We start from the raw sequence: 23,395 nt of genomic DNA, 5'->3' as shown, positions 1-23,395 counted from the left end.
GGGAACGTCATGGTTTCGAAAGGTCGAGACCTTCCGCGGGTTCAGGGCAGCGCCCTGCGATCCGACGCGCAGACGCCTGAGGCTTGCCTCGGCCAGAACGCGCTCACGGATCGCCGGCGTTTACGGACTCCATCGCCGTCACCCCGAAAATATCCTCGAACGCCGCCCGGAGCTGCATGTCCACCTCGGCCATGCTCACCGGCAGACCGAGATCGACGAGGCTCGTCACGCCATGCAGGCGCACCCCGCAGGGCACGATCCCGTCGAAATGCGCGAGGTCCGGCTCGACGTTCAGGCTGATCCCGTGAAAGCTCACCCAGCGGCGCACCCGGATGCCGATCGCCGCGATCTTGTCCTCGACCTCCGGCCCCTTCTCGGGGCGGCGCACCCAGACGCCGACCCGGTCCTCCCGGCGCTCGGCGCGGACGTTGAAGGCCGCGAGCGTCTCGATCAGCCACGCCTCCAGGCTCGCCACGTAGGCGCGCAGATCGCGGCTGCGGCGGTCGAGATCGAGCATCACGTAGGCCACGCGCTGGCCGGGTCCGTGATAGGTGTACTGCCCGCCCCGCCCCGTGGCGTGGACCGGGAACCGGTCGGGCGTCACCAGATCCTCCGGCCGGGCCGACGTTCCGGCCGTGTAGAGCGGCGGATGCTCCAGCAGCCAGACACATTCGGGTGCCGTACCGCGGGCGATCGCCTCGACCCGCGCCTCCATCCAGGCCACGGCGGCCTCGTACGCCACGGGCGCGTCGCTCACCCGCCACGTCACCGGCCCCGCGACCGGATCGGAGCCGGGCCGCTTCGGGAAGGCATGGGGACTCACCATGAGGCGGGGCGCGTTTACCAATGGTTCACCATCCTGCGTCGATGGTCGAAGCCTTCAACATCCGCGGCCGGCGGTTGCAAGGTCTTGGCCGCGAGACGGGATGGCGGGCAGTGGCGGTCTTCGAGACGCTGAAGGTCGATCTGACGGTGGTGCTCGGCCGCACCCGCATGCCGCTGCACATGCTGCTGCGCATGGGCCGCGGCGCCGTGATCGAGCTGGACGCCAGCGACAGCGACATGGTCGAGATCCTGGCCAACGACCATCCGGTCGCCCGCGGGCAGATCGTGGTGACCGGTGACCGCATCTCCGTCGAGGTGACGGAGTTGATCCGCAAGGCGGCCTCGATCGTGGAGCCGGGCGCCAGCATCGGTGACGGTGCGGCCTCGTTTCTGGACAGCGGGTACGAGTCCGCGTGAGCGAAGCGCTTGTCGGCGGTGGATCGATCTGTTATCCGCTGCGCCGCCGGCACCAGATCGGCCTCCGGGATTTCCCGCGGGCCGCTTTTGTCGAGCGAGCGGACACGGATCGTCGCGTCCGATGCGGCCATGGCGGAATTGGTAGACGCGCTAGCTTGAGGTGCTAGTCCCGCGAGGGGTGGAGGTTCGAGTCCTCTTGGCCGCACCAATCTTCTCTCTCTTGAAGAGACAGGATTGGTGCAGAACGACGTGACCGGGGCGACCAGAGCCCCAGGAGCGGTCCCGCACGATCACCAACAGATTTGCAGTCGACCAGACTGGCCCTGGCTACCGGGACGGGTCGGCGGTCCGCAGGTGATACTCAGTCCGATCCCGACGTTCGACGCCCACCCACGCCGTCATGCCGTGGGAAAGTGCGGCGCTGCGAGGCGGCAGCCGACAATCGACCCCCGCCCGCAGACGCTCAGCGGCCCGATGGCTGGCCGGTCGTGCCGTGCTGGAACCCCGACGCGTTCGGCGGGCCCTTCATCTTGCCGTCCTGGGTGGCGGTGGTGTCCGGCGTGGTGGCGCCGGCTGTCCCTATGGTCTCCGCCTTGCCGAAGCCCGCGGCATTGGGCGAGCCCTGCATGCGGGGCGTTGTTCCGGGCGTGCCAGCACCACCGGCATTTTCGGCGGCGAAACTGGCGGTCCCCATCGACAACAGGCCAACAGCCGCGATCAGTGCGGTCTTTCGCATGGCAGACTCCTCGAGCGTTCCACGATCACGTCTTGTGCGTGATCCGTGCACCAACGTCCGCAACGGACGCCTGTTCACTTCGTCAGTCCGTTCGGGGGCTATCGGGCGGTGATCGCGTTTTTGATCGTGTCGTAATCGGCGCGTTTCAGGACCCGGCGCGTCAGGAGCTCATCGGGGGAGGCGTAGGGACGGAACTCGATGATCCTCCGGCCGATCATACCGGCCCCGAGCGCATTCAATTGCTCCACCGACGCCGTGTTGAGATCGACGCTCCCACCCGGCGAGACGGAGGGGGCCTGAGCCTCTCCCGGGGCCGGCTCCGTTCGCAAACCTGTTGTGGACGCACCGTCGGATTGCCGCGGGGGAGAGCCGAGATCGGCCGAGGGACCGGGCGACGGGTTCGCCGGAGCAGCAGCGGACGGGGATGATGCCGGGGGCGCCGTCGCCGCCATCCCGGGACCGGCCGACGATCCCGGCACGATGGTCCGGATGGACTGCCCCTTGGCGTCCAGGGTGGTTCGCTGCTGTTGCGACAGGGGAATCACCGTGGAGGTCCGCTTGTCCGGCCCGCCTTGAGGGCGTGGGCCATACCCGATCCACAGGGCTGCCAAGACGATTGCGATCACCGCCAGACCGGCGCTCACGGACAGAACAGATCGGATCATTCGTCCCCCTCTTCGGCCGGCCCAATGCTTATCCCCGGGCCCGCGATACCATCCGCGCTTCCTCACGGATCGCGCGGGGCAATTCAAGGTTCGATGGAGCCGCTTTGAACCGTCCTCCGGCGAGCCAACGCTGTCCCCGGGGCCGGATTGCGCAAGACGGCGGCCTGTCGAGCCTTGCACAGGAGGGGGCGGTGCCATGCGGCGGCTCAGGCCGCGCGACGTTGACTTCGCAGCCGCACACCTGCATATCGGCGTTGCAGCGTCAGCGGCCGCCATGGCCCGCTTGAGGGGGTTGCGTGACGGATCCTGCGCCATCGCGGCGTGATCCGGCCCCCCTCTTCATAACGTGCATGCACCCGGGCCGCCCCATCACGCGGGCTGCCCCCTGCCAACGGACCGGCCTCAACACGGCATTTCTCGCGCGAAACGCGCGGCGCCCGGCCGGACCTGCTGCATCGGATACATCCTTGACCCAATTCACCGATTTTGGCCTCGCCCAGCCCGTGCTGCGGGCGCTCAGCGAAGCCGGCTACGTCGCGCCGACCCCGATCCAGGCCCAGGCGATCCCGCCGGCCATGACGGGCCGCGACCTCTGCGGCATCGCCCAGACCGGCACCGGCAAGACCGCGGCCTTCGCGCTGCCGATCCTGCACCGCCTCGCCCTATCGGATCGCCGGGCCCCGCGCCGCGGCTGCCGGGTGCTGGTGCTCTCGCCGACCCGCGAGCTCGCCAACCAGATCGCCGAATCGTTCTCCGATTACGGCCGGCACCTGTCGTTCACCAACACGGTGGTGTTCGGCGGCGTCACCATCAGCCGCCAGGAGCGCGCGCTGGCGCCGGGCGTCGACATCCTCGTCGCCACGCCGGGCCGCCTGATCGACCTGATCGAGCGCCGCTCGCTGACGCTGGAGGGTGTCGAGATCCTCGTCCTCGACGAGGCCGACCAGATGCTCGATCTCGGCTTCATCCACGCCCTCAAGCGCATCGTGAAGATGCTGCCGCAGAAGCGCCAGAGCCTGTTCTTCTCGGCCACCATGCCGAAGAACATCGCGGGGCTGGCGAGCCAGTACCTTACCGATCCGGTCCAGGTCGCGGTGACGCCGGTCGCCACCACGGCCGAACGGGTCGATCAGCAGGTGATCTTCGTCCACACCGGCGCCAAGCAGGCGCTGCTGGGCCACATCCTGCGCGATCCGGCGATCGAGCGCGTCCTCGTTTTCACCCGCACCAAGCACGGGGCGGACCGCGTCGTGCGCGGCCTCGACAAGGTCGGCATCGCGGCAGCGGCGATCCACGGCAACAAGAGCCAGCCCCAGCGCGAGCGGGCGCTCCAGGCCTTCCGCGACGGCGATTGCCGGGTGCTGGTGGCCACCGACATCGCGGCCCGCGGTATCGATGTCGAGGGCGTGAGCCACGTCATCAACTTCGATCTGCCGAACGTGCCGGAGAGCTACGTTCACCGGATCGGGCGGACCGCCCGCGCTGGCGCGGACGGGCTCGCCATCTCGTTCTGCAACGACGAGGAGAAGGCCTACCTGCGCGACATCGAGCGCATCACGCGCCAGAAGGTGCCGGTGGCGGGCTTCCCCGAGGGCTTCACTCCGCCGTCCCGCCAGGAAGCGGCCGAGATCGCCCGCGAGGAAGAGCGCCGGCCCGAGCGGCAGCAGCAGCGTCCGGGTGGTGGCCGCCCGGGCCAGCAGCGGCCCCGGCAGCAGCAGGGTCGTCCCCAGCAGGGGCGCCCCGAGGGCGGACGCGGCTTCGGCGGTCAGGGTGCCGCCCCCCGGCAGGGACGGCCTCAAGAGGGCCGGCCGCAGGAGGGCCGTGGCCAGGCTCCGCAGGGCCGCGAGGCCCGGCCGCAGGGCGAGCAGCGCCCGAGCCAGGGTCGCCCGAGCCGCGATAGCCGGCCCCAGCGGGCCGATGCCCGCCCGCGTAGCGGTGGCGGCGGTGGTAGCGAGGGCCGCAACATCGGCTGGCTGGAGCGGGCGCCCCGCTCCTAAACAGGCCACGACTTCGAACGCTTTCCGCCGAACTGGATATCGGCTCAGCGGAGAGCGCTCTACACCAGAGCGTTGGAGCCATGCCTGATCGCAACGCAATCGGGCATGGCACGCGGTGAGACAACACAACCGCCCGGGACAGATCCGTCCCGGGCGGTTTTTCGCGTGCTCACACCTTCGTGAGCCGTCAGACGTCGATCTCGTAGCCGCACGAACGCGCGCTAACTGAGCGAGCCGGCCCTAGAGCCAGCAATCCAATCATCGGAGAAAACGCCTCATGCTAAGGATTCTTGTCCCGGCCGCCGCCCTCGTCGTGGCGTCGCTGTCGCCGGCTCTTGCCCTGGAAGTCACGAAGTCGGTCGATGTCGCCGCTGCGCCCGAGGCGGTGTGGAAGACGATCGGCGGCTTCTGCGGGATCGGCGATTGGCATCCGGTGATCGAGAAATGCGCCCTGTCCAAGAAGGGCGGCAAGGATGTCCGGACGCTCAGTCTGAAGGGCGGCGGGACGATCGTCGAGGAGGAAGAGTCCCGCAGCGACAAGAAGATGGACTACACCTACACGATCCTGGAAGGCCCGCTGCCCGTGACCGACTACCACTCGACCATCATGGTGGCGAAGGCAGGCAGCGGCTCCAAGGTGACGTGGACGGGCACGTTCAAGGCCAAGGGCGCTCCGGACGACAAGGCCAAGGAGGCCATCGCCGGCGTCTACGAGGCCGGCCTGAAGGGCATCGCCACCAAGGCGAAGTAAGCAGGCTCCAAGCCAATGCGGGAGAACGGCACCGTTCTCCCGCGTGTAACGTCCGGCGCCCGCCCTCGGGTGGGCGCCTTCCCTTCCTGACGCGGCAACCCATTTCAGCGGGCGGATTGTCAGGGAGCCTGCACCATGCGGTTCGAACTCTATCGGGATGCAAAGAACGAGTGGCGCTGGCGCCTGCGGGCGCGCAACGGCGAGGTGATCGCTGAGTCCGGTGAGGGCTACGTCCGTCGCGAGGATTGCGAGCACGGCATCGCTCTCGTGCGGCAAAGCGCCGAGGCACGCATCGAGGACATGACCACGAAGATCGCCTGACGCCACGCGTCCCAGGCCTTTCTCAACCCGGGATCAACCCTGTCGAAAACTCAGCAGTGGTTACGCTGCAACGCTTCACCTCGCCCACGCGTTGCAGCGTTTCGGACCGGGCGGTGGGTTCTCGCTTCCCGTGCGGTTCGTCGTCGGAGACGCAATCACACAAAGGGAGTCGAGACCGTGCTGAGGAAATTCCTGCTCGCGGCCCTGCTGGTGCTGGGCTTCGCGGCCGCAGCGCCGGAGGGCGCGTCCGCCGCGCCGATCGGCCCGGGGCTCGCCCTGCCGGCCAATGCCGCGCCGGCGGTGGCCGAGAAGGCCCAGTACTACTATCGTCGTCGCTTCTACGGTCCGCGGCCCTTCTACCGCCGCCCCTACTACCGTCGCCGGTTCTACGGCCCGCGGCCCTTCTATCGCCGCCCCTACTACCGCCGCCGGTTCTACTACTAAGCTGATTCCAGCCTGACCGACCCGGCGGCTCCCCGAGCCGCCGGGTTTTTCATGCCGTGAGTCGGGCTGCGCATGAAGTTACCATGCGGTATGATGCCGAAGACGGGACCGCCGACGACAGATCGGCCGGCCCGGGAGGATGCCCGATGAACGATGTTGCACAAAGCGCCGAGCCTGCCGCGGCGTCACCGGACCTCTGGCAATCGATCCCACTCGAATGCATCCTGAGCGCGGCCGCCATCCTGCTGGCGGCGGGGCTCAAGCTCGCCGGCCTTCTCTCCTGACGGCGCGCGACGGACGGGTGGTCGGCATGGAGCACGTCGGGATCTCATCGGCAGCGAGCGTGGCGCCGCCTCCGGAGATCGATCTGCCGAAGGGCGACCTGACAGTCCGCACCATCGCCATGCCGGCCGACACCAACGCCAACGGCGACATCTTCGGCGGCTGGGTCCTGTCGCAGATGGATCAGGCCGGCGGTATCGCGGGGGTCGACCGGGCGCAGGGCCGGGTCGTGACCGTGGCGCTCGATGCCATGACCTTCATCCGGCCGGTCCGGGTCGGCGACGTGCTGTGCGTCTACACCCGGGTTTCCCATGTCGGCCGGACCTCGATGAAGATCGAGGTCGAGGCCTGGGCGCGGCGCTTCTGCACCCAGGTCCGCGAGCGGGTGACGCAGGCCACCCTCACCTTCGTGGCTGTCGACGAGGCGGGCCGACCCCGGCCGATCCCGCCGGAAGTCCCCTCGCCCCACGCAGCTACCTGAGCGGGTTTCGCAAAAGTGGCCGCCGGCTTTGCGATGAAAACCTGCGACCCGCTCAGGATGTAGACGGCTACTTGATCACCGCGCAGGCGACCCGGTCGCCGGCGCCGCCGATCGGCTGGGTGGTGTGGTCGTCCTCGTTGGCGTGGATGATCAGCGCCGAGCCGTCTCCGTCCTTCAGGCCGCCCTCGCCGTTGAGCGGCGTCTCGCTCCAGACCTCGGCGTTGGCCGAGCCGTCCTGCGCCACGTAGAGGTTCGGCAGGTCGCCCTCGTCCGGCCCGTCCGGGTTCAGCAGGCCGTGCTTGCTCTGGTCGTGGTTCACATGCGCCTTGGAGTTCATGAACTTCGGATCGGAGCAATCGCCGACCGCGTGGAAGTGCAGGCCGTGCCAGCCGGGCGACAGGGCGCCGGCCTGAAGGGCGACGCGCAGCACCAGGGCATTGGCACCGTCGCGGATCGCCAGAGAACCGATCGTGTCGCCCTTGGCGTTCTTGATCGGCGCCGAGAAGGTCTCGGCGGCCTTGGCGGCCTCCTTCGGCGGCTCCTGGGCGTGGGCTGCGCCCGCGGCGACGGTCGCGAGCGCTGCGAGCAGCGGCAGGGTACGAATCATGCGGTGGCTCTCCTGTCAGGCCCGGTCTAGTTAGGGAGCGCGCTCGCCAGCGACAGGGCCGAGCGGGGCACCTATGCCGCAGATCTGCCGGGACCGCACGAAGCCTTGATGACCTCAGACCGGACCATACCGGAGCGCACTACGGCGGCGCGCCGTGCCGACCTGTTCCTGGTGGAGCACGGCCACTTCGAGAGCCGGGCCCGGGCGCAGGCCGCGATCCGCGCCGGGCTGGTGCGCGTCGACGGCCGGCCGCTCGCGCGTGCCTCGGAGGCGATCGAACCCGGGGCCCGGATCGAGTCTAGCCCCGAGCACCCTTACGCCTCGCGCGGGGGCCTCAAGCTGGCCGCGGCCCTGGACGCGTTCGGCCTCGATCCGGCGGGGCGCGTCGCCCTCGATGTCGGCGCTTCGACCGGCGGCTTTACCGATGTGCTGCTCACCCGGGGCGCGCGCTACGTCCATGCGGTCGATGTCGGCCGGGGACAGCTCCATCCGCGACTCCTGGCCGATCCCCGGGTGGTGAACCGCGAGGGCGCCGATATCCGCAGCCTGGATCCCGCCGCGCTGGCGCCGCGACCGGACCTTGCGAGCGTCGATGTCAGCTTCATCGGCCTGCGCCTCGTGCTACCGGTGCTACCAGCCCTCCTGGCGCCGGGCTCGGGACTCGTCGCGCTGATCAAGCCGCAATTCGAGGCCGGCCGCGACCGGATCGGCCGGGGCGGCCTGGTGCGCGATCCCGCTATCCACGCGGAGGTCTGCGCGGCCGTGCGCGGCGAATTGGAGCGGCTCGGCGCCGCGATCCTGGGCCTGATCGCCTCGCCGGTGACCGGCGGCGACGGCAATGCCGAGTTCCTGATCGGCGCGAGGTTGGCGTGAGTGAAACGATAAGCGAGACCATCACGATCCGCGATCTCGGCGCCCGCGGCGACGGCATCGCGGAGGACGGGACCCTCGTCTCCTATGCGCTGCCCGGCGAGCGCGTCGCGATCCAGCGCGAGGGGCGCCGCGCCGAACTGCTCGGCGTCGAGCAGCCCTCGGCCGACCGCGTCGAGCCCTTCTGCCCCTACGTGATGCGCTGCGGCGGTTGCCGCACCCAGCACCTCGCGCGGCCGGCCGAACTCGCGTGGAAGCGGGGCCTCGTCGCCCAGGCCCTTTCGCAGGCCGGTCTCGGCGTTGCGCCCGAGCCCGCCATCGACGCTCACGGCACCGGACGGCGGAGGCTCACGCTTCATGTCCGGGCGGTCGAGGGTCGCGCCGAGGCGGGCCTGATGGCGGCGCGCAGCCACGAACTGGTGCCGATCGACCATTGCCCGATTACGGTGCCGGCGCTGCACCCGGCGCCCGACGTGGCGCGCCGCCTCGCCGCTCCCCTCGGCCATGGCCGCAAGCCGCTCGACGTGGCCGTCACCGCCACCGACCAGGGTCTCGACGTCGACCTGCGTGGCCACGGACCGGTGAGCGCCGGCGTCGGGGCCGCCCTGGTGCGGGTCGCGGGCGAACTCGGCCTCGCCCGGCTGTCGCTCCACGGCGAACGTCTGATGGAGGCCGAACCGGTCTCGGTGACCGACGGCGGCACGCGCCTCTATCCCTCGCCCGGCGGGTTCCTTCAGGCGACCGCCGCGGGACAGGCTGTCCTCGTCGAGCTGACCCTTGCGGCCCTTGGGTCCCGTATCCGCAAGGTCGCAGATCTGTTCTCCGGCTGCGGGCCGCTCAGCCTGGCGATGGCCGGGCGCGCTGCGGTCCATGCCGTGGAATCCGACGCGGCGGCGCTGGCCGGTCTCGACCGAGCCTTCCGGGCCGCGACGGGCCTGCGCCAGATCACCACCGAGCGGCGCGACCTGTTCCGCCGCCCGCTGCTGCCCCTCGAACTCGGCGCCTTCGACGCCGTGGTGTTCGATCCGCCCCGGGCCGGCGCGGAGGCCCAGGCCCGCCAGCTCGCCGCCGCGAAAGTGCCCCTGGTGATCGGCATCGCCTGCGACGCCGGCACTTTCGCCCGCGACGCCGCCACGCTGGTGGCCGGCGGTTACCAGCTGGAATCGGTCACGCCGGTCGACCAGTTCCGCCATGCGGGGCATGTCGAGATGGTCGGCGTGTTCCGACGCACGGCGCAACGGCGATGAGCGACGCAACCTGCAGGGGATTCTCACGTTCTCTCGGCGATTGGAGATTTTCCATGCCCAGAGGATCCCTGCGCCCGCTGGCGCTCGCCGCCCTGAGCCTCGCCCTGCCGGGCTCGCTGGCCGCACAGACCGTCGCCCCCGACGAGACCGGCACAGGCGGTGGCCCCGCCTCGACGATCACGGCGCCGAACACCAATCGTTACGGCGTCACCAAGCCGCCGGGCACCTCCATGGGCCCCGGCGAGGTTCCATCGCGCCAGGAGCAGCAGCGCGAGCGGGCCCTGACCGACAAGATCGACGACAGCATCTGCGACGGCTGCAATTAGGCCGGTCGCCAGGGTCGGTTAGATTCGGCGGCGGATGACGCGGTGCCTGACCACCGGCGCACGTCCGTTCGCCAGGTGCACCCCGCGGACGGCTGACGGGGGCTCTGCACCGGAGACCGACCGGTGCGCGGCAAGCCTGACCGCGATGTCACGGAAGCGTCAGAAAACACCGTCACACCCCCAGCGCAGCTTGCGCCGGGAGTCGCCGTGCCGGATGCGGATAAAACCCAGCGCTGTCCCGTGATCGTCCTGCACCCGAGACCTGTTCGTGATCTTCATCCACCAGCCCGCCGTCGGCGCCGGATCCGCGCTGCTTGAACGCCGCATCATCGACCTCCAGGATCCGATTCCCGAGGATACCGTCTGGCTCGATCTGATCCGGCCGAGCCGCGAGGAGGAGATGAAGGTCGAGGCCTTCGCGGGCATCGAGGTGCCGACCCGCGAGGAGATGAAGGACATCGAGCCGTCCGAGCTGCTCTATGTCGAGGAGGGCGCCCGCTACATGACCGGGCGGGTGCTCTCGAAGGTGAGCGATTCCGAGGAACCGGGGCTCGCCGGCATCACCTTCATCCTGCGGGGCAACCGCCTCGTGACGGTGCGCCACGAGGAGCCGCAGGCGTTCCGGATGTACACGCAGCGCGCTGGCCGCACGATGGGCAACGGCAGCGCCTCCGCGCCTTCCGGCGAGACCATCCTGGCGGGCCTGATCGAGGCGGTGATCGACCGGGCCGCCGACGTGCTCCAGCTGCAGGGCGAGCGGATCGACCGCCTCTCGGGCAAGATCTTCGAGGTGCAGGACGATCCTTCCGCCCGCAACACCGCCCTTCAGGACACGTTGCGCGCGCTGGGCCGGCACGGCGACCTGATCTCGAAGCAACGCGAGAGCCTCGTCTCGATGGAGCGCATCCTGCTCGCGCTCTCGGCGACGTACCGAACCAACAAAGCCCCGCGCGACCTGCGCGAGGATGTCCGCTCGACCCTGCGGGATCTTCAATCCCTGGAGGAGCACGCGACCTTCCTGAACAACAAAATTCAGTTTTTGCTCGACGCGACCCTTGGTCTCGTCAACCTTGAGCAGAACAACATCATCAAGCTGTTCTCGGTCATGGCGGTCGTCTTCATGCCGCCGACGCTGATCGCGTCGATCTACGGCATGAATTTCAAGTCCATTCCGGAACTGGATTTGTCGTTCGGATACCCGATGGCCCTGATCATGATGGTCGTGGCCGCGGTATTTCCGTACTTTTTCTTCCGCTGGAAGAAGTGGCTGTAGAGATAATTCCGGTCTCAAAACGGAAAAGGATTAAGATTTTTATCGGAGAATACGCAACATGAAGGCGCGGCACCGCCGCGAAGACGGAAATTTCCATGCGTATCTCCCTCAAGACGGTTCTCTCCGGCGCGATCGCCCTGCTGGCGCTCGCCGCGGCCGGCCAGGGCGTCGCCAGTGTCGTGTTCCTGTCCGAGATCGAACAGAACGCGACGGCGGTCTCACAGCAGGCGCTGCCGACCCAGAACCAGGCCGAGGCGATCGGGACGGCCGTCCGGGACGCGCGGCTGAGTCTCTACAGGCTCGCGGTGGCGTCCCCCGACGCGACAGCCCTGGACAAGAACCAGACCGCCCTCACCGATACGCTCGGGTCGCTCTCGGGCCTGCGCCAAGCCTTCCAGGACCGCCTGACGGCACCGCGCGACCGGGCGATCTACGAGCGCTTCACCACGGCCTGGAACGCCTACCAGAACGTCCAGCTGCAAGTGGTCGAGCTGATGATCGCGGGCGACCAGCCCGGAGCCCTCGCGCTCGTGCTGGATCCCGCCACCAGGGCGCGCAACGACGAGGCCGTGGCGAGCCTCACGGAAGCGATCGCCTCCGCCCGCGCGCAGACGGAGGTCAACGTCGCCGAGACCGCCCGGGAAGCGACCCGCGCCAAGCTCGTCGCCGTGGTGGCCACCGTGGTCGGCCTCGCGGTCGCCGCCGCCGCATTGCTGTTCGCGATCTTCGGAATCGCCCGGCCGATCGCGCGCATGACCGGTGCGATGGGTCGGCTGGCCGAGGGTGACGAGACCGTGGCGGTTTCCGATACGGGCCGCCGCGACGAGATCGGCGCGATGGCGGCCGCCGTCCAGGTGTTCAAGGACAACCTCATCCGCAGCCGGGCACTGGAGCGTGACACCGCCCTCGCCCGCCAGGATGCCGAGACCCAGCGCCGCCACGCCGTCCACGCCATGGCGGACACCTTCGAGGCCGCGGTCGGCGGCGTGCTCGCGCGGGTCTCGGATGCCGCACGCGGTCTGCGCGCCGATGCCGAGACGATGTCGCGCACGGCCACGCACACGGCCGAGCGGTCAGCGACGGTGGCGGGCGCCGCGCAGGAGGCGGCCCAGCATGTCGGCACCGTGGCGGCGGCCGCCGAGGAGCTCGGCGCCTCGGTCCAGGAGATCAGCCGCCAGGTGGACGGCTCCGCCGACCTCGCCCGGGGCGCGGTGGTCCAGGCCGGTCAGACGGCCAACCTCGTGCAGGAGTTGAGTGCGGCGGCGGGTCGGATCGGCGACGTGGTGCGGCTCATCACCGACATCGCCGGGCAGACCAATCTGCTGGCGTTGAATGCCACGATCGAGGCGGCCCGGGCCGGGGCGGCCGGCAAGGGTTTCGCGGTGGTGGCCGCCGAGGTGAAGCAACTCGCCGAGCAGACCGCCAAGGCCACGGGAGAGATCGCCGGGCAGGTCGGCCGCATTCAGGGCGCGACCGGTCAGACCGTCAACGCGATCGACGGCATCGCGGCGCGGATCCGCGAGATCGACGGCGTGGCGACCTCGATCGCGGCCGCCGTGGAGGAGCAGGGGGCGGCGACCCGGGAGATCGCCCGCAACGTCGCGGAGGCGGCCCTTGGCACGGGCGCGGTCACCGGCACGATCGACGCGGTGGCACAGGCCGCCGACGAGACCGGCACGGCCGCCACCCGCATGCTCACCTCGGCGGCAAGCCTGTCCGAGCAATCCACCGAGCTGCGCCGGGAGATCGACACCTTCCTGACGACCGTGCGGGCCGCCTGAGGCTTCCCGCTCGGCATTGTGCATCATCCCGAAAGCCGGGGGCTCCCTTTCGGGATGAGGGGCTAGGGCCTTCGTTTCGACGCGCTCTCTGACGCCGAACCGGTGGCCGCTTCGGCGGAGACCGCGCTAGCCCGGGCTCGACAGCTTCATCAGCACGAGCCCGGAACCGATCAGGCCGGCCGCCAGCATCCGTACAGCGCCCGCCTCCTCGCCAAGTACGGCGATGCCGACGAGGAACGCGCCGACGGCGCCGATGCCGGTCCAGATCGTGTAGGCGGTTCCAAGCGGTAGCGTGCGCATGGCGAGCGCCAGGAAGCCGACGCTCGCGGCCATCGCGACGGCCGTGATCGCAGTCGGCCCGAGGCGCGTGAAGCCGTCCGATTGCTTCATCGCGAAGGCCCAGACGACTTCGAGGATGCCCGCAGTGACGAGATAGATCCAGGCCATGGCGGCCCTCCTGAAAGGGCCGGGCCGTCCCGGGCTTGTGCCCCGCTGAACGAGGGGAGGACGTGGCCTCGCGCGACGTCAGCTAAGGTTCACGCGGATCGGCCGCAAGGGCGGCGCGGGATCCAACCCGAGCCGATCCCCGTCACGCCACCGCGGCGAGGTGCTTCACCTCGGCCTTGACCACCACCTTGCCCACCGGTGCGGCCTTACCGCAGCTTTCGGCTTCCGGAGCCAGCACCGGCGGCTGCACCCAGCGGCCGGCGTCGAGCTCGGTGATCCGGCCGTTGATCTCGCGGATGACGTAGCGCGAGAACGGATAGACGTGCAGGTAGATCACCATGTTGGTGACCACCGCCTCCAGGGCGGCCGGGTTATGGCGAGCCGTGTCCAGGAACACGCTCCAGAAATGCTTGGCGAGTTCCGGCCGGCGCACGGTCATCCGCCAGCACACCCGCAGCAGCGAGTAGAGATCGTGGACGACGTGGCGCCAGTTGAGTTTCTGGGCCGCGAATTTCGGCCGCTTGACCTGCCGCGCCACGACGCGCACCCGGTCGAAGAAGTTCTTCGGGTCGTAGACCTCCTGCAGGACGTCCCGGTAATCGGCCAGCACGTCGCGCTGCGGGCGCAGGGTGACGAAGTTGAGTCCCTGCGTGCACTGATCGCCCTGGTCGGCGGTGGTGTGGGCGAAATTCTCGTAGAGCCGGCCCTCCTTGCGCAGGCGCCGCGAGAGCTGCGTGTTCGGCAGCGCGTAGAGCAGGCCCACCATGGCGATCGGGATGCCGGTCTGGCTGATGCAGAGCGACATCGCCTTGGAGATGCTGTCCTGCTCGGTGTCGAAGCCGACGATGAAGCCGGCGGTGACGAACATCCCGTTCTCGTACAGCTTGTGGACGCTGTCGGCGATCGAGCGCTTGGTGTTCTGCTTCTTCTGGGTCTGGATCAGGGTCGCCTCGTCGGGAGTCTCGATCCCGGTGAACAGGGCGAAGAAGTTCGCGTCCCGCATCATCCCGAGCAGTTCGTCGTCATCCGCGAGGTTGAGCGAGGCCTCGGTGGAGAACTTGAACGGGTAGCCGTGATCCGCCTGCCACTGGATCAGGTGCGGCAGGAACAGCTTGATCGCCTTCTTGTTGCCGATCAGGTTGTCGTCGACGAAGTCGACATGGCCCCGGTGGCCGAGGCTGTAGAGCCGGTCGAGTTCGGCCAGCATCTGCGGCGTGGTCTTGGTGCGCGGGGCGCGGCCGTACAGCTCGATGATGTCGCAGAACTCGCAGGTGAACGGGCAACCTCGCGAGAACTGGACGCCGATGTAGAGATAATGGCTGAAGGTCAGCAGGTCGAAGCGCGGGATCGGGCTCTTGGTGACGTCGGCCTTGAACTTCTCCGCCGTGAGCCGGCCACGGCGCTCACCCGACTCCCAGGCGGCCACGAACTTGTCGAGGATGCCCTCGGCCTCGCCCAGCACGAGGAAATCCGCCTTGTCGTAGACCTCCGGGGTCGAGGTCGGCGCGGGGCCGCCGACGCAGACCGGGGTACCCAAAGCCACGCACTTGTCGATGACGACGAGGCAGTCCGGCTCCTGGGGCAGCATGCCGCCGGTCATCACGAGGTCGGCCGCGCGGATCTGGTCGTCCGTCAGGTCTTCGCAGTTGCGATTGACCAACGTCACCTGCCAGGCCGGCGGCAGCATCGCGGCCAGCGTGATCAGGCCGAGCGGCGGCGCCGGAGCGCGGGCGCCCTGGATCTCCATCGCCTCCTTGAAATTCCACATGGAGTTTTCGTAGAACTTCGGGAACACCATCAGCACGCGCGGGGCTGTGTTCGCTTCCGACATGCCGGTTTCCCTCGTTCATGCGCGCGGCCGGGCCCCGGGAGGAATCGGGGCAGGCACAGGCGCCATCCTCACTTGCGGGCGAATTGAGGCCGTTTTTCGCTGCCGCAACAATCCGGATCGCCGAGTTGCAAAGGACGCGCCTCTACGAGCAGCGAATGCTCCACCGCGGTGCGCCGAGGCGGTGGATTCCATCATCGTGTTCGGGCGCGTGCCCTTTCGGCTACACACCCGGTGCACAACTGATCAGGGTTCGATCCGGAAGCGCTCCGGCTGCGTGCCGTCCGCGTCGGTGAAGCCGTAGATCCGGGCGAGGTCGCCCGCATGCAGCACCGCGCCCGCTCGCTGCGCGATGTCGGGGTCGGCGGCGAGTGCGGCAAGCGCCCGGCCGGCATAGAGCGGACCTTCCGTGGCGTGGGCGTCCTGCCCGAGGTCGCGCGCCCGCTCGGTGGCGACGAAGCCCGGCGAGAGGCCGAGCGCCGTGACGCCATGCGGCGCCAGCTCCCGCGCGAAGGCCAGGGCCAGCCGGTTGGTGGCGGCTTTGGCCGAATCATAGAAGATATCGCCGAGGTAATCCTCGGTCCCGAAGGAGACCAACGCGATCAGGCCGGAGCGCGCCGCCACCATGGCGGGGGCCACGGCTCGGGCGAGAAGGAGAGCCGGCAAAGGACCGGCTTCGAGGAAGCCGAGATAGGGCTCGGCGGAGCGGCGCCAGAACGGCGTGCCCCAGCCTGCGCCGTCCGGATAGCGCTCCCCGTCGTAACCCTCGTTGCCGCCCCAGACGCTGCAGGCCGCCACGTCGATCCGCCCGAAGCGGCGGAGCGCCCAGTGCATCATCGCATCGGTGGCGCGCTCGGAGCGATGGTCGCACAGGTAGTGATGGCCGCGCCCACCGGCCTCATCGACCATGCGGGCGGTATCCTCGATCGATTCCGACCGCATCTCGGTGCGCGCGCCGGTTTCGCTGGAACGGGCCGTGACGATCACGGTTGCCCCCGCCTCGCCGAGCGCCCGGGCGAGCCCCCGGCCGACGCCCCGCGACGCACCTGCAACCAGACAGATCTTTTGAGACAGATCGGGCGTGCTCACGCCGAGGTCGCGGGCTTCGACCGCGACAGGAAGGCGGCGAGACGCTCCTGGGATTCGGGCGAGCGCAACTGCGCATCGAACGCCCTGGCCTCCGCCTCCACGGCCGCTTCGATCTGGGCCTGATCGCCCCGGATCAGCGCCCGGGAAGCGGCGAGCGCCCCACGCGGCAGGGCGGCCAGCTTGGTCGCCTGGGCGACCGCCTGCTCCAACAGCATGTCGGCCGGCAGCACCGCGTTGACGAGGCCGAGGGCCTGCGCCTCGTCGGCCTCCAGCGGCCGGGACAGGAGCAGCAATTCGGTGGCCCGGAGCCGGCCGACCCGCAGAGGCAGCAGGTAGCTCGATGCCGCCTCCGGCACGAGGCCGAGCTCCACGAAGGGCATGCGCAGCCGCGCCGCGGGACTGGCATAGACAAGGTCGCAATGCAGACAGAGCGTCGCGCCGATCCCCACCGCGATCCCGTCCACCGCCGCCACCATCGGGGTGCGCGTGCGGGCGAGCTGGCGAATGAAGGCCAGAGCCGGCGAGTTGCTGAACCCGTCCTCGGCATGGCCCATGAAGTCGGCGAGATCGTTGCCGGCGCTGAACATGCCGGGCTGCCCAGCAAAGACCACGGCGCCAATCGCATCCGACGCATCGGCCGCGGCCAGCGCCGCGCGCATCGCGTCGTACATCGCACCCGTGAGCGCGTTCTTCTTCTCCGGGCGGTTCAGGGTGATCAGGCGGACGCCGCCCGGGAGATCGGTGATTGCGACGGTCTCAGCCATGATCCGCTCCCTAAACCGCCAGCGCCAGCCCGGCCGCGTCCGTAAAGGCGCCGCCCTCGACCACGCTCTGCTCCAGCCCGGACGCGGCCACCAGAAGGTTCTCGGCGTAGAAGCGCGCGAGCGCGACGCGCCCCCCATGAGCCGGGTCGGTCTCGCCAGCCTTCAGGGCAGCGCCCGCCGCCAGCGCGCTTCGGGCGAGGCAGGCGCCGCCGAGCACAAGGCCGAACAGGCGCAGGTACGGGGTCGCGCCCGCGAGCGCCGCCTCCGGACGGTTGGACGCCAAAGCGGCGAGCTGGTGGCTGGTCGCCCGGTCGAGGCTGCCGATCCCGTCCCGCAGCCGCGCCGCCATGTGGCCGAAGGCCGGGTCGCCCGCCTTGAGCAGGCCCTCGGCCGCCCGGCGCATCCAGGCGATCTGCGACCGCACCGTCGCGCCGCCGTTCAGGGGCAGCTTGCGGGCGGTGAGGTCGATCGCCTGGATGCCGTTGGTGCCCTCGTAGATGCCGAGGATGCGCGCATCGCGCATCAGCTGCGCCGCCCCGGTCTCCTCCACGAAGCCCATGCCGCCATGGACCTGCACGCCGAGCGAGGTCACCTCGTTGGCGAGATCGGTGGCGAAGGCCTTGGCCACCGGGGTCAGCAGCGAGGCGCGATCCAGGGCGGGTTGCCCCTCCGGCCCCTGCGCGGCGTCGAGCGCGGCGGCGGTGAGGTAGCAGATCCCCCGGGCGGCGGCCGTGTAGGCCTTCATGGTGAGCAGCATGCGCTGCACGTCGGGATGGGCGGCGATCGGGCTGGTCGCCTCGGCGGCGCCGATGGCCCGGCCCTGGCGGCGCTCCTGCGCGTAGGCGAGCGCCCGCTGGGTCGCGGCCTCGGCGACGCCGACTCCCTGGAGGCCGACATTGAGGCGGGCCGCGTTCATCATCGTGAACATGCAGGCCAGCCCCTTGTTCTCCTGGCCGATCAGCCAGCCGGTGGCGCCGCCCTGGTCGCCGAACGCCATGGAGCAGGTCGGCGAGGCGTGGATGCCGAGCTTGTGCTCGATGCCGGAGCAGCGCAGGTCGTTGCGGGTCCCGTCCGGCAGCACTTTCGGGACGAGGAACAGCGAGATGCCCCGCGTACCGGCCAGCGCATCGGGCAGCCGGGCCAGGACGAGGTGGACGATGTTGTCGGCGAGATCGTGCTCGCCGTAGGTGATGTAGATCTTGGATCCCGTGATCCGGTAGGTGCCGTCGCCGGCCGGCACCGCCCGGCTCCGCAGCAGCGCGAGGTCGGAGCCCGCCTGTGGCTCGGTCAGGTTCATGGTGGCGGGCCATTCGCCCGAGACCAGCTTCGCGAGGTAGCGCGCCTTCAGGTCTTCGGAGCCGTGGGCGGCCAGCGCCTCGATGCCGCCCTGCGTCAGGAGCGGGCAGAGGCCGAAGGCGAGGTTGGCGCCGTTCCACATCTCGGTGCAGGCGGCCTCGATCAGCTTCGGCAGGCCCTGGCCGCCATGGTCGGCCTCGGCCGAGAGACCGTTCCAGCCACCCTCCGTGAAGGTGCGGTAGGCCTCCCGCCAGCCCGGCGGGGTGGTGACCCGCCCGTCCGCAAACGGGGTGCCGTGCCGGTCGCCGACCCGGTTCAACGGCGCGAGCACGCCGGCGGCGATGCGCCCGGCCTCGGAGAGGATCGCCTCGGCATCCTCGGGATCGACCGCGTCGAGCCCCGCCACGTGCCGGAGCGTGAACAGCATCTCGGGGACCGGGGCGCGGTAACTCATGACGATCCTCCCTCGGCGGCGGCCCGCACGTTTGATGCGGCGCGGGTTTGACCGCGCCCGCATCCCGGGGCTACGGCGGCCCGAGGATAGGCGTGCGCACCGCCCGTGTCTCTGAGACGGCTTCCCCCATGAACGATCCCGGGTCAACGGTCCCGGCCGCGACCACGCGGCTCGATCCTGACGCGGCCGGCCTCGCCGAGGCCGCCGCGCTTTTGCGGGCCGGCGCCCTCGTGGCCTTCCCGACCGAGACGGTCTACGGGCTCGGGGCGGACGCGACCGATCCCGCCGCCGTGGCGCGGATCTTCGCCGCCAAGGAGCGGCCGCGCTTCAACCCGCTGATCGCGCATCTGCCGGATACCGACTCGGCCGTGGCGGAGGGCGTGCTCGATGGTCCGGCGCGCCGTTTGACGGACGCCTTCTGGCCGGGGCCCCTGACCCTGGTGGTGCCGGCCCATCCGGGGACGCGCGTCTGCGACCTCGCCCGCGCCGGTCTGCCGAGCGTCGCCCTGCGGGTGCCCGCGCATCCGCTGGCGCGGGCACTCCTGTCCGCGGTGGACCGGCCGGTGGCCGCGCCTTCGGCCAACCGCTCGGGCCGGGTCAGCCCGACGCGGGCCTCCCACGTCCTCGACGATCTCGCGGGCCGGATCGCCGCCGTACTCGATGGCGGCGACACCCCGGTGGGGGTCGAATCGACCGTGGTGGCCTGTCTCGGCGGACCGCCGCGTCTGCTGCGGCCCGGCGGGATTACCCGGGCGGCGCTCCGCGCGGTTCTGGGCCACGATCCGGCGAGCCCTGAGGCAGCCGATGCCGACCGGCCGGCGGGACCCGGCATGCTGGCCTCGCACTACGCCCCCCGGGCGCGGGTCCGCCTCGACGCGACACGCATCGCGCCGGGGGAGGCGGTGCTGCTGTTCGGCGCGCACCACCCCGATGGCTATGAACTGGCCTGCGCCGCGCTCAACCTCAGCCCGGCGGGCGATGCCGAAGAAGCCGCCGCCCGCCTGTTCGGCGCCCTGCGGGAGCTCGACGCGTCGGGGGCGGCGACCATCGCGGTGGCGCCGATCCCGTCCGAGGGTCTGGGCGAGGCGATCCGCGACCGGCTGGCCCGGGCCGCCGCACCCCGTTGAGGCAGCATGCGATTTTTTTTGCCAGCCGCGGAACAGACCCCTACTTCGCCCGTTTATTGATCACGAAGGCCTTCTCAGCCCCCAATGGCCTTTTTCCTTTCAGGCTCGGAGCAATCCGAGCCTTTTTTCTTGGCCAGAATCCTCAGGCCAGCTTGGCGGCGATCCCGGCGACGTGGCGGCCCTGGAAGCGGGCGCCCTCCAGCTCCACGCCGCTCGGCTGACGCGAGCCGTCGCCATCCGCGATCGTGCTGGCGCCGTAGGGCGTGCCGCCCTTCACCGCCTCGACCCCGCCCTGCCCCTGGAAGCTGTAGGGCAATCCGACCACCACCATGCCGTGGTGGAACAGCACCGTGTGGAAGCTCGTCAGGGTCGTCTCCTGGCCGCCATGCTGAGACGCTGTCGAGGTGAAGACCGAGCCGACCTTGCCGACCAGCGCACCCTTCATCCAGAGCCCACCGGTCTGGTCGATGAACTGCTTCATCTGCGAGGCCATGTTGCCGTAGCGGGTCGGCGTGCCGAAGATGATCGCGTCGTAGTCGGACAGCTCATCGATGGTGGCGACGGGGGCCGCCTGATCGAGCTTGAAGTGGCTCTGCCGGGCGACCTCCTCCGGCACCAGTTCCGGAACGCGCTTCACCACCACGTCGGCCCCGGCCTCCCGGGCGCCCTCGGCGACGGCGTAGGCCATCTGCTCCACGTGTCCGTAGGTCGAGTAGTACAGCACCAGCACCTTGGCCATGTCGGGATCTCCGAATCGCGTTTCGCACGGCCGCCCGAATCGACGGACGGCGCGATGCCGCCTCCATCGCGCGTTTCGCGCCTTGCAAAAATGCCCTGCTGCGCAAAACCTGTCTTGCGCAGATGCAAGGAGCCGGCATGCCGCTGGAGTGGGACGAATTCCGTTTCGTGAAGGCCGTCGCCGCGCAGGGCGGCCTGACGGCGGCGGCAGCGCAGCTCGGAATCAACCACTCGACCGCCTTCCGGCGACTCACCGCGCTGGAGACGAAGCTCGGGGCGCGGCTGTTCGAGCGCCTGCGGACCGGCTACGTCCCGACCCCCTGCGGCCAAGCCATGGTCGAAGCCGCGAGCCGGATCGAGGCCGACGTGACCCGGTTCGAGCGCAGGGCGGCCGGCCGAAGCGAGACCCCCGCCGGTGAGCTCCGCGTGACGGCGCCGACGAGCCTTGCCGTGGAACTGCTCATGCCGATCCTGGCGGACTTCGCCACGCGCTATCCCGAGATCCGGATCGAGCTGATCCTGGCCGAGGCGGCGCTCAACCTGTCACGCCGGGATGCCGATGTGGCGATCCGGGCGAGCCGCGATCCGAGCGAGACCCTGGTCGGACGCCGCGTCGCCGCGGTGGCGTGGGCCATCTACGGCCGGGCCGACCGGGAATATCGCGATCTCACGGATGAGGCCTGGGTCAGTCCGGATCCGACCGTGGCCGGCGGCACGTTCGCGCGGTTTGTCGGCGCCCAAGCGCCAGCGGATCGTGTCAGGCTGCGGATCAACACGGTGACGGGGCTCGAGGCCGCCGTCACGGCGGGGCTTGGAATCGGTCCCCTGCCGTGCTTCTCGGCCGATGCCAACCCTGCGCTGCGGCGCCTGTCGGGGCCGCATCCGGAACTGGGGGTCGATCTCTGGGTGCTCACCCATCCGGACCTGCGCCACGCGGCCAGAGTCCGGGTCTTCATGGAGCACATCGCAGAAGCGATCCTGCCCCTGCGGGCGCGCTTCGAGGGTTTGCCGTGCGAAGGCTCGCAGGAGCAGCCGTAACCGGGTTCAGCGGATCTCGAGCACCTCGACATCGTGGCCGTTCACCTCGACCACGTCGCCCACCGTCTTGCTGGTGATCGCGCGGGCCAGCGGCGCCACGTAGGAGATCGAACCCTTGTGCGGATCAGCCTCGTCCTCACCGACGATCCGGAAGGTCTGGCGGGTCTCCTTGCCGGACTCGTCCTCGCGCAGCACCGTGACGGTCGAGCCGAACTGCACCGTGTCGCCGGCCTTCGGCTCCACGAGCTGGGCGGTGTTCTTGCGGGCCGCCCAATAGCGCAGGTCACGCCCGATCCTGGAATCCTCAGCCTTATCGTTGGGATCCAGGGAGGCGACCTCCTTTTCGAGGCGCGCGACTTCGGCCTCGATCTGGGCCAGGCCCTCCGGGGTGACGAAGTTGGTGTGCGGCGAGATCGGCCGATCCGGCAGATTCTCGAACGCTTCCCCGCCCTCGGGCTCTTTGATGAATGCAACGCTCATAAAGAATGAAACAGGGCTGGTACGGCTCCGGTTCCACCACTCCGGACGCAAAGCGCTGCCCGCCGCATCGAACACCGGTTCGGCGCAAGCGGGCGCGGCTCTAGCCCACCTCCACCATAATCCGCCCCCGAACCTTGCCGGCTAAAATCTCCTCGCCGAGCCGACCGACCTCCTCCAGGCGGACCGTGCTGGTCATGGTGGCGAGCTTGGCTAGATCGAGGTCGCGGGCGAGCCGCGCCCAGGCCTCGCGGCGCTTCGGCTGTGGAGTCGTGACACTGTTGATGCCCAGCAGCGAGACGCCGCGCAGGATGAACGGCGCCACCGAGGTCGGCAGGTCCATGCCCTGCGCCAGACCACACGCCGCGACGGCACCGTCGGACTTGGTCTGCGCCAACACGTTGGCGAGCGTGGTCGAACCGACCGCATCGATCCCGGCCGCCCAACGCTCCTTGCCGAGCGGCTTGCCGGGCTTCGACAGCTCCGCCCGGTCGAGGATCTCGGCCGCGCCGAGGCCCTTCAGGTAATCGGTTTCGCCGTCGCGCCCTGTGGAGGCGATCACGTGCCAGCCCGCCCGCGCGAGCAAAGCCACCGCCACCGAGCCGACGCCACCCGAGGCGCCGGTGACGATCACCGGGCCGTGGGCGGGCGTCACCCCGTGGGCGTCGAGCGCCATGCGGCACAGCATCGCGGTGTAGCCGGCGGTGCCGATCGCCATGGCCTGCTCGGGGCTCAGCCCCTGGGGCAGCGGAACAAGCCAGTCACCCTTCACCCGGGCGCGCTGCGCATAGGCGCCGAGATGCGTCTCGCCGACGCCCCAGCCGGTGAGCACCACCGGATCGCCCGGCTTGTACTCGGGATGATCCGAGCGCTCGACGATCCCGGAGAAGTCGATGCCGGGGATCATCGGGAAGCGGCGCACCACCGGCGAGGTGCCGGTGAGCGCGAGGCCGTCCTTGTAGTTCAGGGTCGAGTGCGTCACCCGGACGGTGACGTCACCGTCCATCAGGTCGGCTTCGTCGAAATCCCGGAACGCGAGGCTCTGTCCGGCCTCGCCCTTGTCGACCACCCAAGCCTTGAACGTCCCCATCGTCACCTCCCGTCGTTGGCGGTG

General features: G+C 69.9%; 26 protein-coding genes and 1 tRNA gene. 15 read left to right on the top strand and 12 right to left on the bottom strand.

Translation table 11 applies throughout. The features are described from left to right. Window positions 1-103: 103 nt before the first annotated feature. Complete coding sequence (lipB, locus tag OXS27_RS19675) at window positions 104-826, bottom strand: lipoyl(octanoyl) transferase LipB (protein ID WP_243924805.1); 723 nt, start codon at window positions 824-826, stop codon at window positions 104-106. Between the two features lie 110 nt (window positions 827-936). On the opposite strand from lipB, the gene OXS27_RS19670 reads away from it, so the two are divergent. Next, window positions 937-1,242 carry a FliM/FliN family flagellar motor switch protein gene (locus tag OXS27_RS19670; protein ID WP_243924821.1) on the top strand — a complete coding sequence of 102 codons (306 nt, stop codon included), beginning with the start codon at window positions 937-939 and terminating at the stop codon, window positions 1,240-1,242. A 123-nt stretch (window positions 1,243-1,365) separates the two neighbouring features. Further along, window positions 1,366-1,450: transfer RNA gene (locus tag OXS27_RS19665), tRNA-Leu, on the top strand. A gap of 255 nt (window positions 1,451-1,705) precedes the next feature. Here the strand turns inward: OXS27_RS19665 and OXS27_RS19660 are convergent. Together OXS27_RS19660 and OXS27_RS19655 are read right to left on the bottom strand one after the other, a co-directional pair. Next, entirely contained in the window at window positions 1,706-1,978 is a 273-nt protein-coding gene (locus tag OXS27_RS19660; protein ID WP_267358329.1) for a hypothetical protein, read from the bottom strand. Window positions 1,979-2,076: 98 nt separating this feature from the next. Next, entirely contained in the window at window positions 2,077-2,643 is a 567-nt protein-coding gene (locus OXS27_RS19655; RefSeq protein WP_267358328.1) for a helix-hairpin-helix domain-containing protein, read from the bottom strand. Window positions 2,644-3,110: 467 nt separating this feature from the next. Between OXS27_RS19655 and OXS27_RS19650 the strand changes: the two genes are divergently transcribed. The 6 genes from OXS27_RS19650 (at window position 3,111) to OXS27_RS19625 (ending at window position 6,919) form a co-directional block, all read left to right on the top strand. Next, complete coding sequence (locus tag OXS27_RS19650) at window positions 3,111-4,640, top strand: DEAD/DEAH box helicase (protein ID WP_267358327.1); 1,530 nt, start codon at window positions 3,111-3,113, stop codon at window positions 4,638-4,640. 277 nt (window positions 4,641-4,917) lie between these two features. After that, entirely contained in the window at window positions 4,918-5,391 is a 474-nt protein-coding gene (locus tag OXS27_RS19645; RefSeq protein WP_243924809.1) for an SRPBCC family protein, read from the top strand. Window positions 5,392-5,526: 135 nt separating this feature from the next. Beyond that, a complete protein-coding gene (locus OXS27_RS19640; protein WP_267358326.1) occupies window positions 5,527-5,712 on the top strand; it encodes a DUF1508 domain-containing protein in 186 nt (61 codons plus the stop codon). 177 nt (window positions 5,713-5,889) lie between these two features. Then, window positions 5,890-6,156, top strand: a complete 267-nt coding sequence (locus tag OXS27_RS19635) for a hypothetical protein (RefSeq protein WP_243924822.1) — start codon at window positions 5,890-5,892, stop codon at window positions 6,154-6,156. Window positions 6,157-6,302: 146 nt separating this feature from the next. Beyond that, the gene (locus OXS27_RS19630) at window positions 6,303-6,440 is read left to right on the top strand and encodes a hypothetical protein (RefSeq protein ID WP_243924811.1); all 138 of its coding nucleotides are present in this window, start codon (window positions 6,303-6,305) and stop codon (window positions 6,438-6,440) included. 26 nt (window positions 6,441-6,466) lie between these two features. Further along, window positions 6,467-6,919: an acyl-CoA thioesterase gene (locus OXS27_RS19625; protein ID WP_243924812.1), complete on the top strand. Its 453-nt coding sequence runs from the start codon at window positions 6,467-6,469 to the stop codon at window positions 6,917-6,919. A 67-nt stretch (window positions 6,920-6,986) separates the two neighbouring features. Here the strand turns inward: OXS27_RS19625 and OXS27_RS19620 are convergent, their stop codons facing one another. Beyond that, window positions 6,987-7,526 (bottom strand): superoxide dismutase family protein, encoded by a 540-nt coding sequence (locus OXS27_RS19620; protein WP_243924813.1) that lies wholly within the window; start codon window positions 7,524-7,526, stop codon window positions 6,987-6,989. 108 nt (window positions 7,527-7,634) lie between these two features. Here OXS27_RS19620 and OXS27_RS19615 point away from each other — a divergent pair, with 108 nt between their 5' ends. The 5 genes from OXS27_RS19615 (at window position 7,635) to OXS27_RS19595 (ending at window position 13,023) form a co-directional block, all read left to right on the top strand. Further along, a complete protein-coding gene (locus OXS27_RS19615) occupies window positions 7,635-8,399 on the top strand; it encodes a TlyA family RNA methyltransferase (protein WP_267358325.1) in 765 nt (254 codons plus the stop codon). Beyond that, window positions 8,396-9,643: an RNA methyltransferase gene (locus tag OXS27_RS19610; protein WP_267358324.1), complete on the top strand. Its 1,248-nt coding sequence runs from the start codon at window positions 8,396-8,398 to the stop codon at window positions 9,641-9,643. Before OXS27_RS19615 ends, OXS27_RS19610 begins: the two co-directional genes overlap by 4 nt. A 53-nt stretch (window positions 9,644-9,696) precedes the next feature. Then, the gene (locus OXS27_RS19605) at window positions 9,697-9,969 is read left to right on the top strand and encodes a hypothetical protein (protein ID WP_267358323.1); all 273 of its coding nucleotides are present in this window, start codon (window positions 9,697-9,699) and stop codon (window positions 9,967-9,969) included. Between the two features lie 268 nt (window positions 9,970-10,237). Then, window positions 10,238-11,242 carry a magnesium transporter CorA family protein gene (locus OXS27_RS19600; protein WP_243924817.1) on the top strand — a complete coding sequence of 335 codons (1,005 nt, stop codon included), beginning with the start codon at window positions 10,238-10,240 and terminating at the stop codon, window positions 11,240-11,242. A gap of 95 nt (window positions 11,243-11,337) precedes the next feature. Then, complete coding sequence (locus OXS27_RS19595) at window positions 11,338-13,023, top strand: methyl-accepting chemotaxis protein (RefSeq protein WP_267358322.1); 1,686 nt, start codon at window positions 11,338-11,340, stop codon at window positions 13,021-13,023. A 126-nt stretch (window positions 13,024-13,149) separates the two neighbouring features. On the opposite strand, the gene OXS27_RS19590 is transcribed toward OXS27_RS19595, so the two are convergent. From OXS27_RS19590 to OXS27_RS19570, 5 genes are all read right to left on the bottom strand, one after another. After that, window positions 13,150-13,470, bottom strand: coding sequence for a multidrug efflux SMR transporter (locus tag OXS27_RS19590; RefSeq protein WP_243923883.1), 321 nt, complete (start codon window positions 13,468-13,470; stop codon window positions 13,150-13,152). A gap of 142 nt (window positions 13,471-13,612) precedes the next feature. After that, window positions 13,613-15,301: a B12-binding domain-containing radical SAM protein gene (locus tag OXS27_RS19585; RefSeq protein WP_267358321.1), complete on the bottom strand. Its 1,689-nt coding sequence runs from the start codon at window positions 15,299-15,301 to the stop codon at window positions 13,613-13,615. 243 nt (window positions 15,302-15,544) lie between these two features. Next, window positions 15,545-16,387, bottom strand: coding sequence for an SDR family NAD(P)-dependent oxidoreductase (locus OXS27_RS19580; protein WP_267358320.1), 843 nt, complete (start codon window positions 16,385-16,387; stop codon window positions 15,545-15,547). Beyond that, entirely contained in the window at window positions 16,384-17,151 is a 768-nt protein-coding gene (locus tag OXS27_RS19575; protein WP_243923889.1) for an enoyl-CoA hydratase-related protein, read from the bottom strand. The genes OXS27_RS19580 and OXS27_RS19575 overlap by 4 nt, the downstream gene beginning before the upstream one ends. Window positions 17,152-17,161: 10 nt before the next feature. Then, window positions 17,162-18,901 carry an acyl-CoA dehydrogenase gene (locus tag OXS27_RS19570; RefSeq protein WP_267358319.1) on the bottom strand — a complete coding sequence of 580 codons (1,740 nt, stop codon included), beginning with the start codon at window positions 18,899-18,901 and terminating at the stop codon, window positions 17,162-17,164. Window positions 18,902-19,029: 128 nt separating this feature from the next. Here OXS27_RS19570 and OXS27_RS19565 point away from each other — a divergent pair, with 128 nt between their 5' ends. Continuing rightward, window positions 19,030-20,028, top strand: coding sequence for an L-threonylcarbamoyladenylate synthase (locus OXS27_RS19565; RefSeq protein WP_267358318.1), 999 nt, complete (start codon window positions 19,030-19,032; stop codon window positions 20,026-20,028). Window positions 20,029-20,170: 142 nt separating this feature from the next. Here the strand turns inward: OXS27_RS19565 and wrbA are convergent, their stop codons facing one another. Beyond that, complete coding sequence (wrbA, locus tag OXS27_RS19560) at window positions 20,171-20,767, bottom strand: NAD(P)H:quinone oxidoreductase (RefSeq protein ID WP_267358317.1); 597 nt, start codon at window positions 20,765-20,767, stop codon at window positions 20,171-20,173. A 137-nt stretch (window positions 20,768-20,904) separates the two neighbouring features. Here wrbA and OXS27_RS19555 point away from each other — a divergent pair, with 137 nt between their 5' ends. After that, a complete protein-coding gene (locus tag OXS27_RS19555) occupies window positions 20,905-21,804 on the top strand; it encodes a LysR family transcriptional regulator (protein ID WP_267358316.1) in 900 nt (299 codons plus the stop codon). Window positions 21,805-21,810: 6 nt separating this feature from the next. On the opposite strand, the gene greA is transcribed toward OXS27_RS19555, so the two are convergent. Continuing rightward, on the bottom strand, window positions 21,811-22,284 hold the full coding sequence (gene greA / locus OXS27_RS19550) for a transcription elongation factor GreA (RefSeq protein WP_243923899.1): 474 nt from the start codon (window positions 22,282-22,284) through the stop codon (window positions 21,811-21,813). A 100-nt stretch (window positions 22,285-22,384) separates the two neighbouring features. Further along, window positions 22,385-23,371 carry an MDR family oxidoreductase gene (locus OXS27_RS19545; RefSeq protein WP_267358315.1) on the bottom strand — a complete coding sequence of 329 codons (987 nt, stop codon included), beginning with the start codon at window positions 23,369-23,371 and terminating at the stop codon, window positions 22,385-22,387. Window positions 23,372-23,395: the final 24 nt, after the last annotated feature.

It is taken from the genome of Methylobacterium sp. GC_Met_3 (assembly GCF_026540775.1).
In the GTDB taxonomy this organism is placed as follows: Bacteria; Pseudomonadota; Alphaproteobacteria; order Rhizobiales; family Beijerinckiaceae; genus Methylobacterium.
Note: the sequence above shows the minus strand (reverse complement) of the source record. Positions and strands in the feature narration are given on the sequence as shown.

Excerpts from the sequence above, each read along its gene's own strand:
- OXS27_RS19620 (WP_243924813.1), bottom strand. The coding sequence starts at position 7,526 with ATGATTCGTACCCTGCCGCTGCTCGCAGCGCTCGCGACCGTCGCCGCG.
- OXS27_RS19655 (WP_267358328.1), bottom strand. The coding sequence starts at position 2,643 with ATGATCCGATCTGTTCTGTCCGTGAGCGCCGGTCTGGCGGTGATCGCA.
- OXS27_RS19565 (WP_267358318.1), top strand. The coding sequence starts at position 19,030 with ATGAACGATCCCGGGTCAACGGTCCCGGCCGCGACCACGCGGCTCGAT.
- OXS27_RS19545 (WP_267358315.1), bottom strand. The coding sequence starts at position 23,371 with ATGGGGACGTTCAAGGCTTGGGTGGTCGACAAGGGCGAGGCCGGACAG.
- greA (WP_243923899.1), bottom strand. The coding sequence starts at position 22,284 with ATGAGCGTTGCATTCATCAAAGAGCCCGAGGGCGGGGAAGCGTTCGAG.
- OXS27_RS19570 (WP_267358319.1), bottom strand. The coding sequence starts at position 18,901 with ATGAGTTACCGCGCCCCGGTCCCCGAGATGCTGTTCACGCTCCGGCAC.
- wrbA (WP_267358317.1), bottom strand. The coding sequence starts at position 20,767 with ATGGCCAAGGTGCTGGTGCTGTACTACTCGACCTACGGACACGTGGAG.
- OXS27_RS19660 (WP_267358329.1), bottom strand. The coding sequence starts at position 1,978 with ATGCGAAAGACCGCACTGATCGCGGCTGTTGGCCTGTTGTCGATGGGG.
- OXS27_RS19645 (WP_243924809.1), top strand. The coding sequence starts at position 4,918 with ATGCTAAGGATTCTTGTCCCGGCCGCCGCCCTCGTCGTGGCGTCGCTG.
- OXS27_RS19555 (WP_267358316.1), top strand. The coding sequence starts at position 20,905 with ATGCCGCTGGAGTGGGACGAATTCCGTTTCGTGAAGGCCGTCGCCGCG.
- OXS27_RS19640 (WP_267358326.1), top strand. The coding sequence starts at position 5,527 with ATGCGGTTCGAACTCTATCGGGATGCAAAGAACGAGTGGCGCTGGCGC.
- lipB (WP_243924805.1), bottom strand. The coding sequence starts at position 826 with ATGGTGAGTCCCCATGCCTTCCCGAAGCGGCCCGGCTCCGATCCGGTC.
- OXS27_RS19590 (WP_243923883.1), bottom strand. The coding sequence starts at position 13,470 with ATGGCCTGGATCTATCTCGTCACTGCGGGCATCCTCGAAGTCGTCTGG.
- OXS27_RS19595 (WP_267358322.1), top strand. The coding sequence starts at position 11,338 with ATGCGTATCTCCCTCAAGACGGTTCTCTCCGGCGCGATCGCCCTGCTG.
- OXS27_RS19630 (WP_243924811.1), top strand. The coding sequence starts at position 6,303 with ATGAACGATGTTGCACAAAGCGCCGAGCCTGCCGCGGCGTCACCGGAC.
- OXS27_RS19585 (WP_267358321.1), bottom strand. The coding sequence starts at position 15,301 with ATGTCGGAAGCGAACACAGCCCCGCGCGTGCTGATGGTGTTCCCGAAG.
- OXS27_RS19615 (WP_267358325.1), top strand. The coding sequence starts at position 7,635 with ATGACCTCAGACCGGACCATACCGGAGCGCACTACGGCGGCGCGCCGT.
- OXS27_RS19625 (WP_243924812.1), top strand. The coding sequence starts at position 6,467 with ATGGAGCACGTCGGGATCTCATCGGCAGCGAGCGTGGCGCCGCCTCCG.
- OXS27_RS19575 (WP_243923889.1), bottom strand. The coding sequence starts at position 17,151 with ATGGCTGAGACCGTCGCAATCACCGATCTCCCGGGCGGCGTCCGCCTG.
- OXS27_RS19605 (WP_267358323.1), top strand. The coding sequence starts at position 9,697 with ATGCCCAGAGGATCCCTGCGCCCGCTGGCGCTCGCCGCCCTGAGCCTC.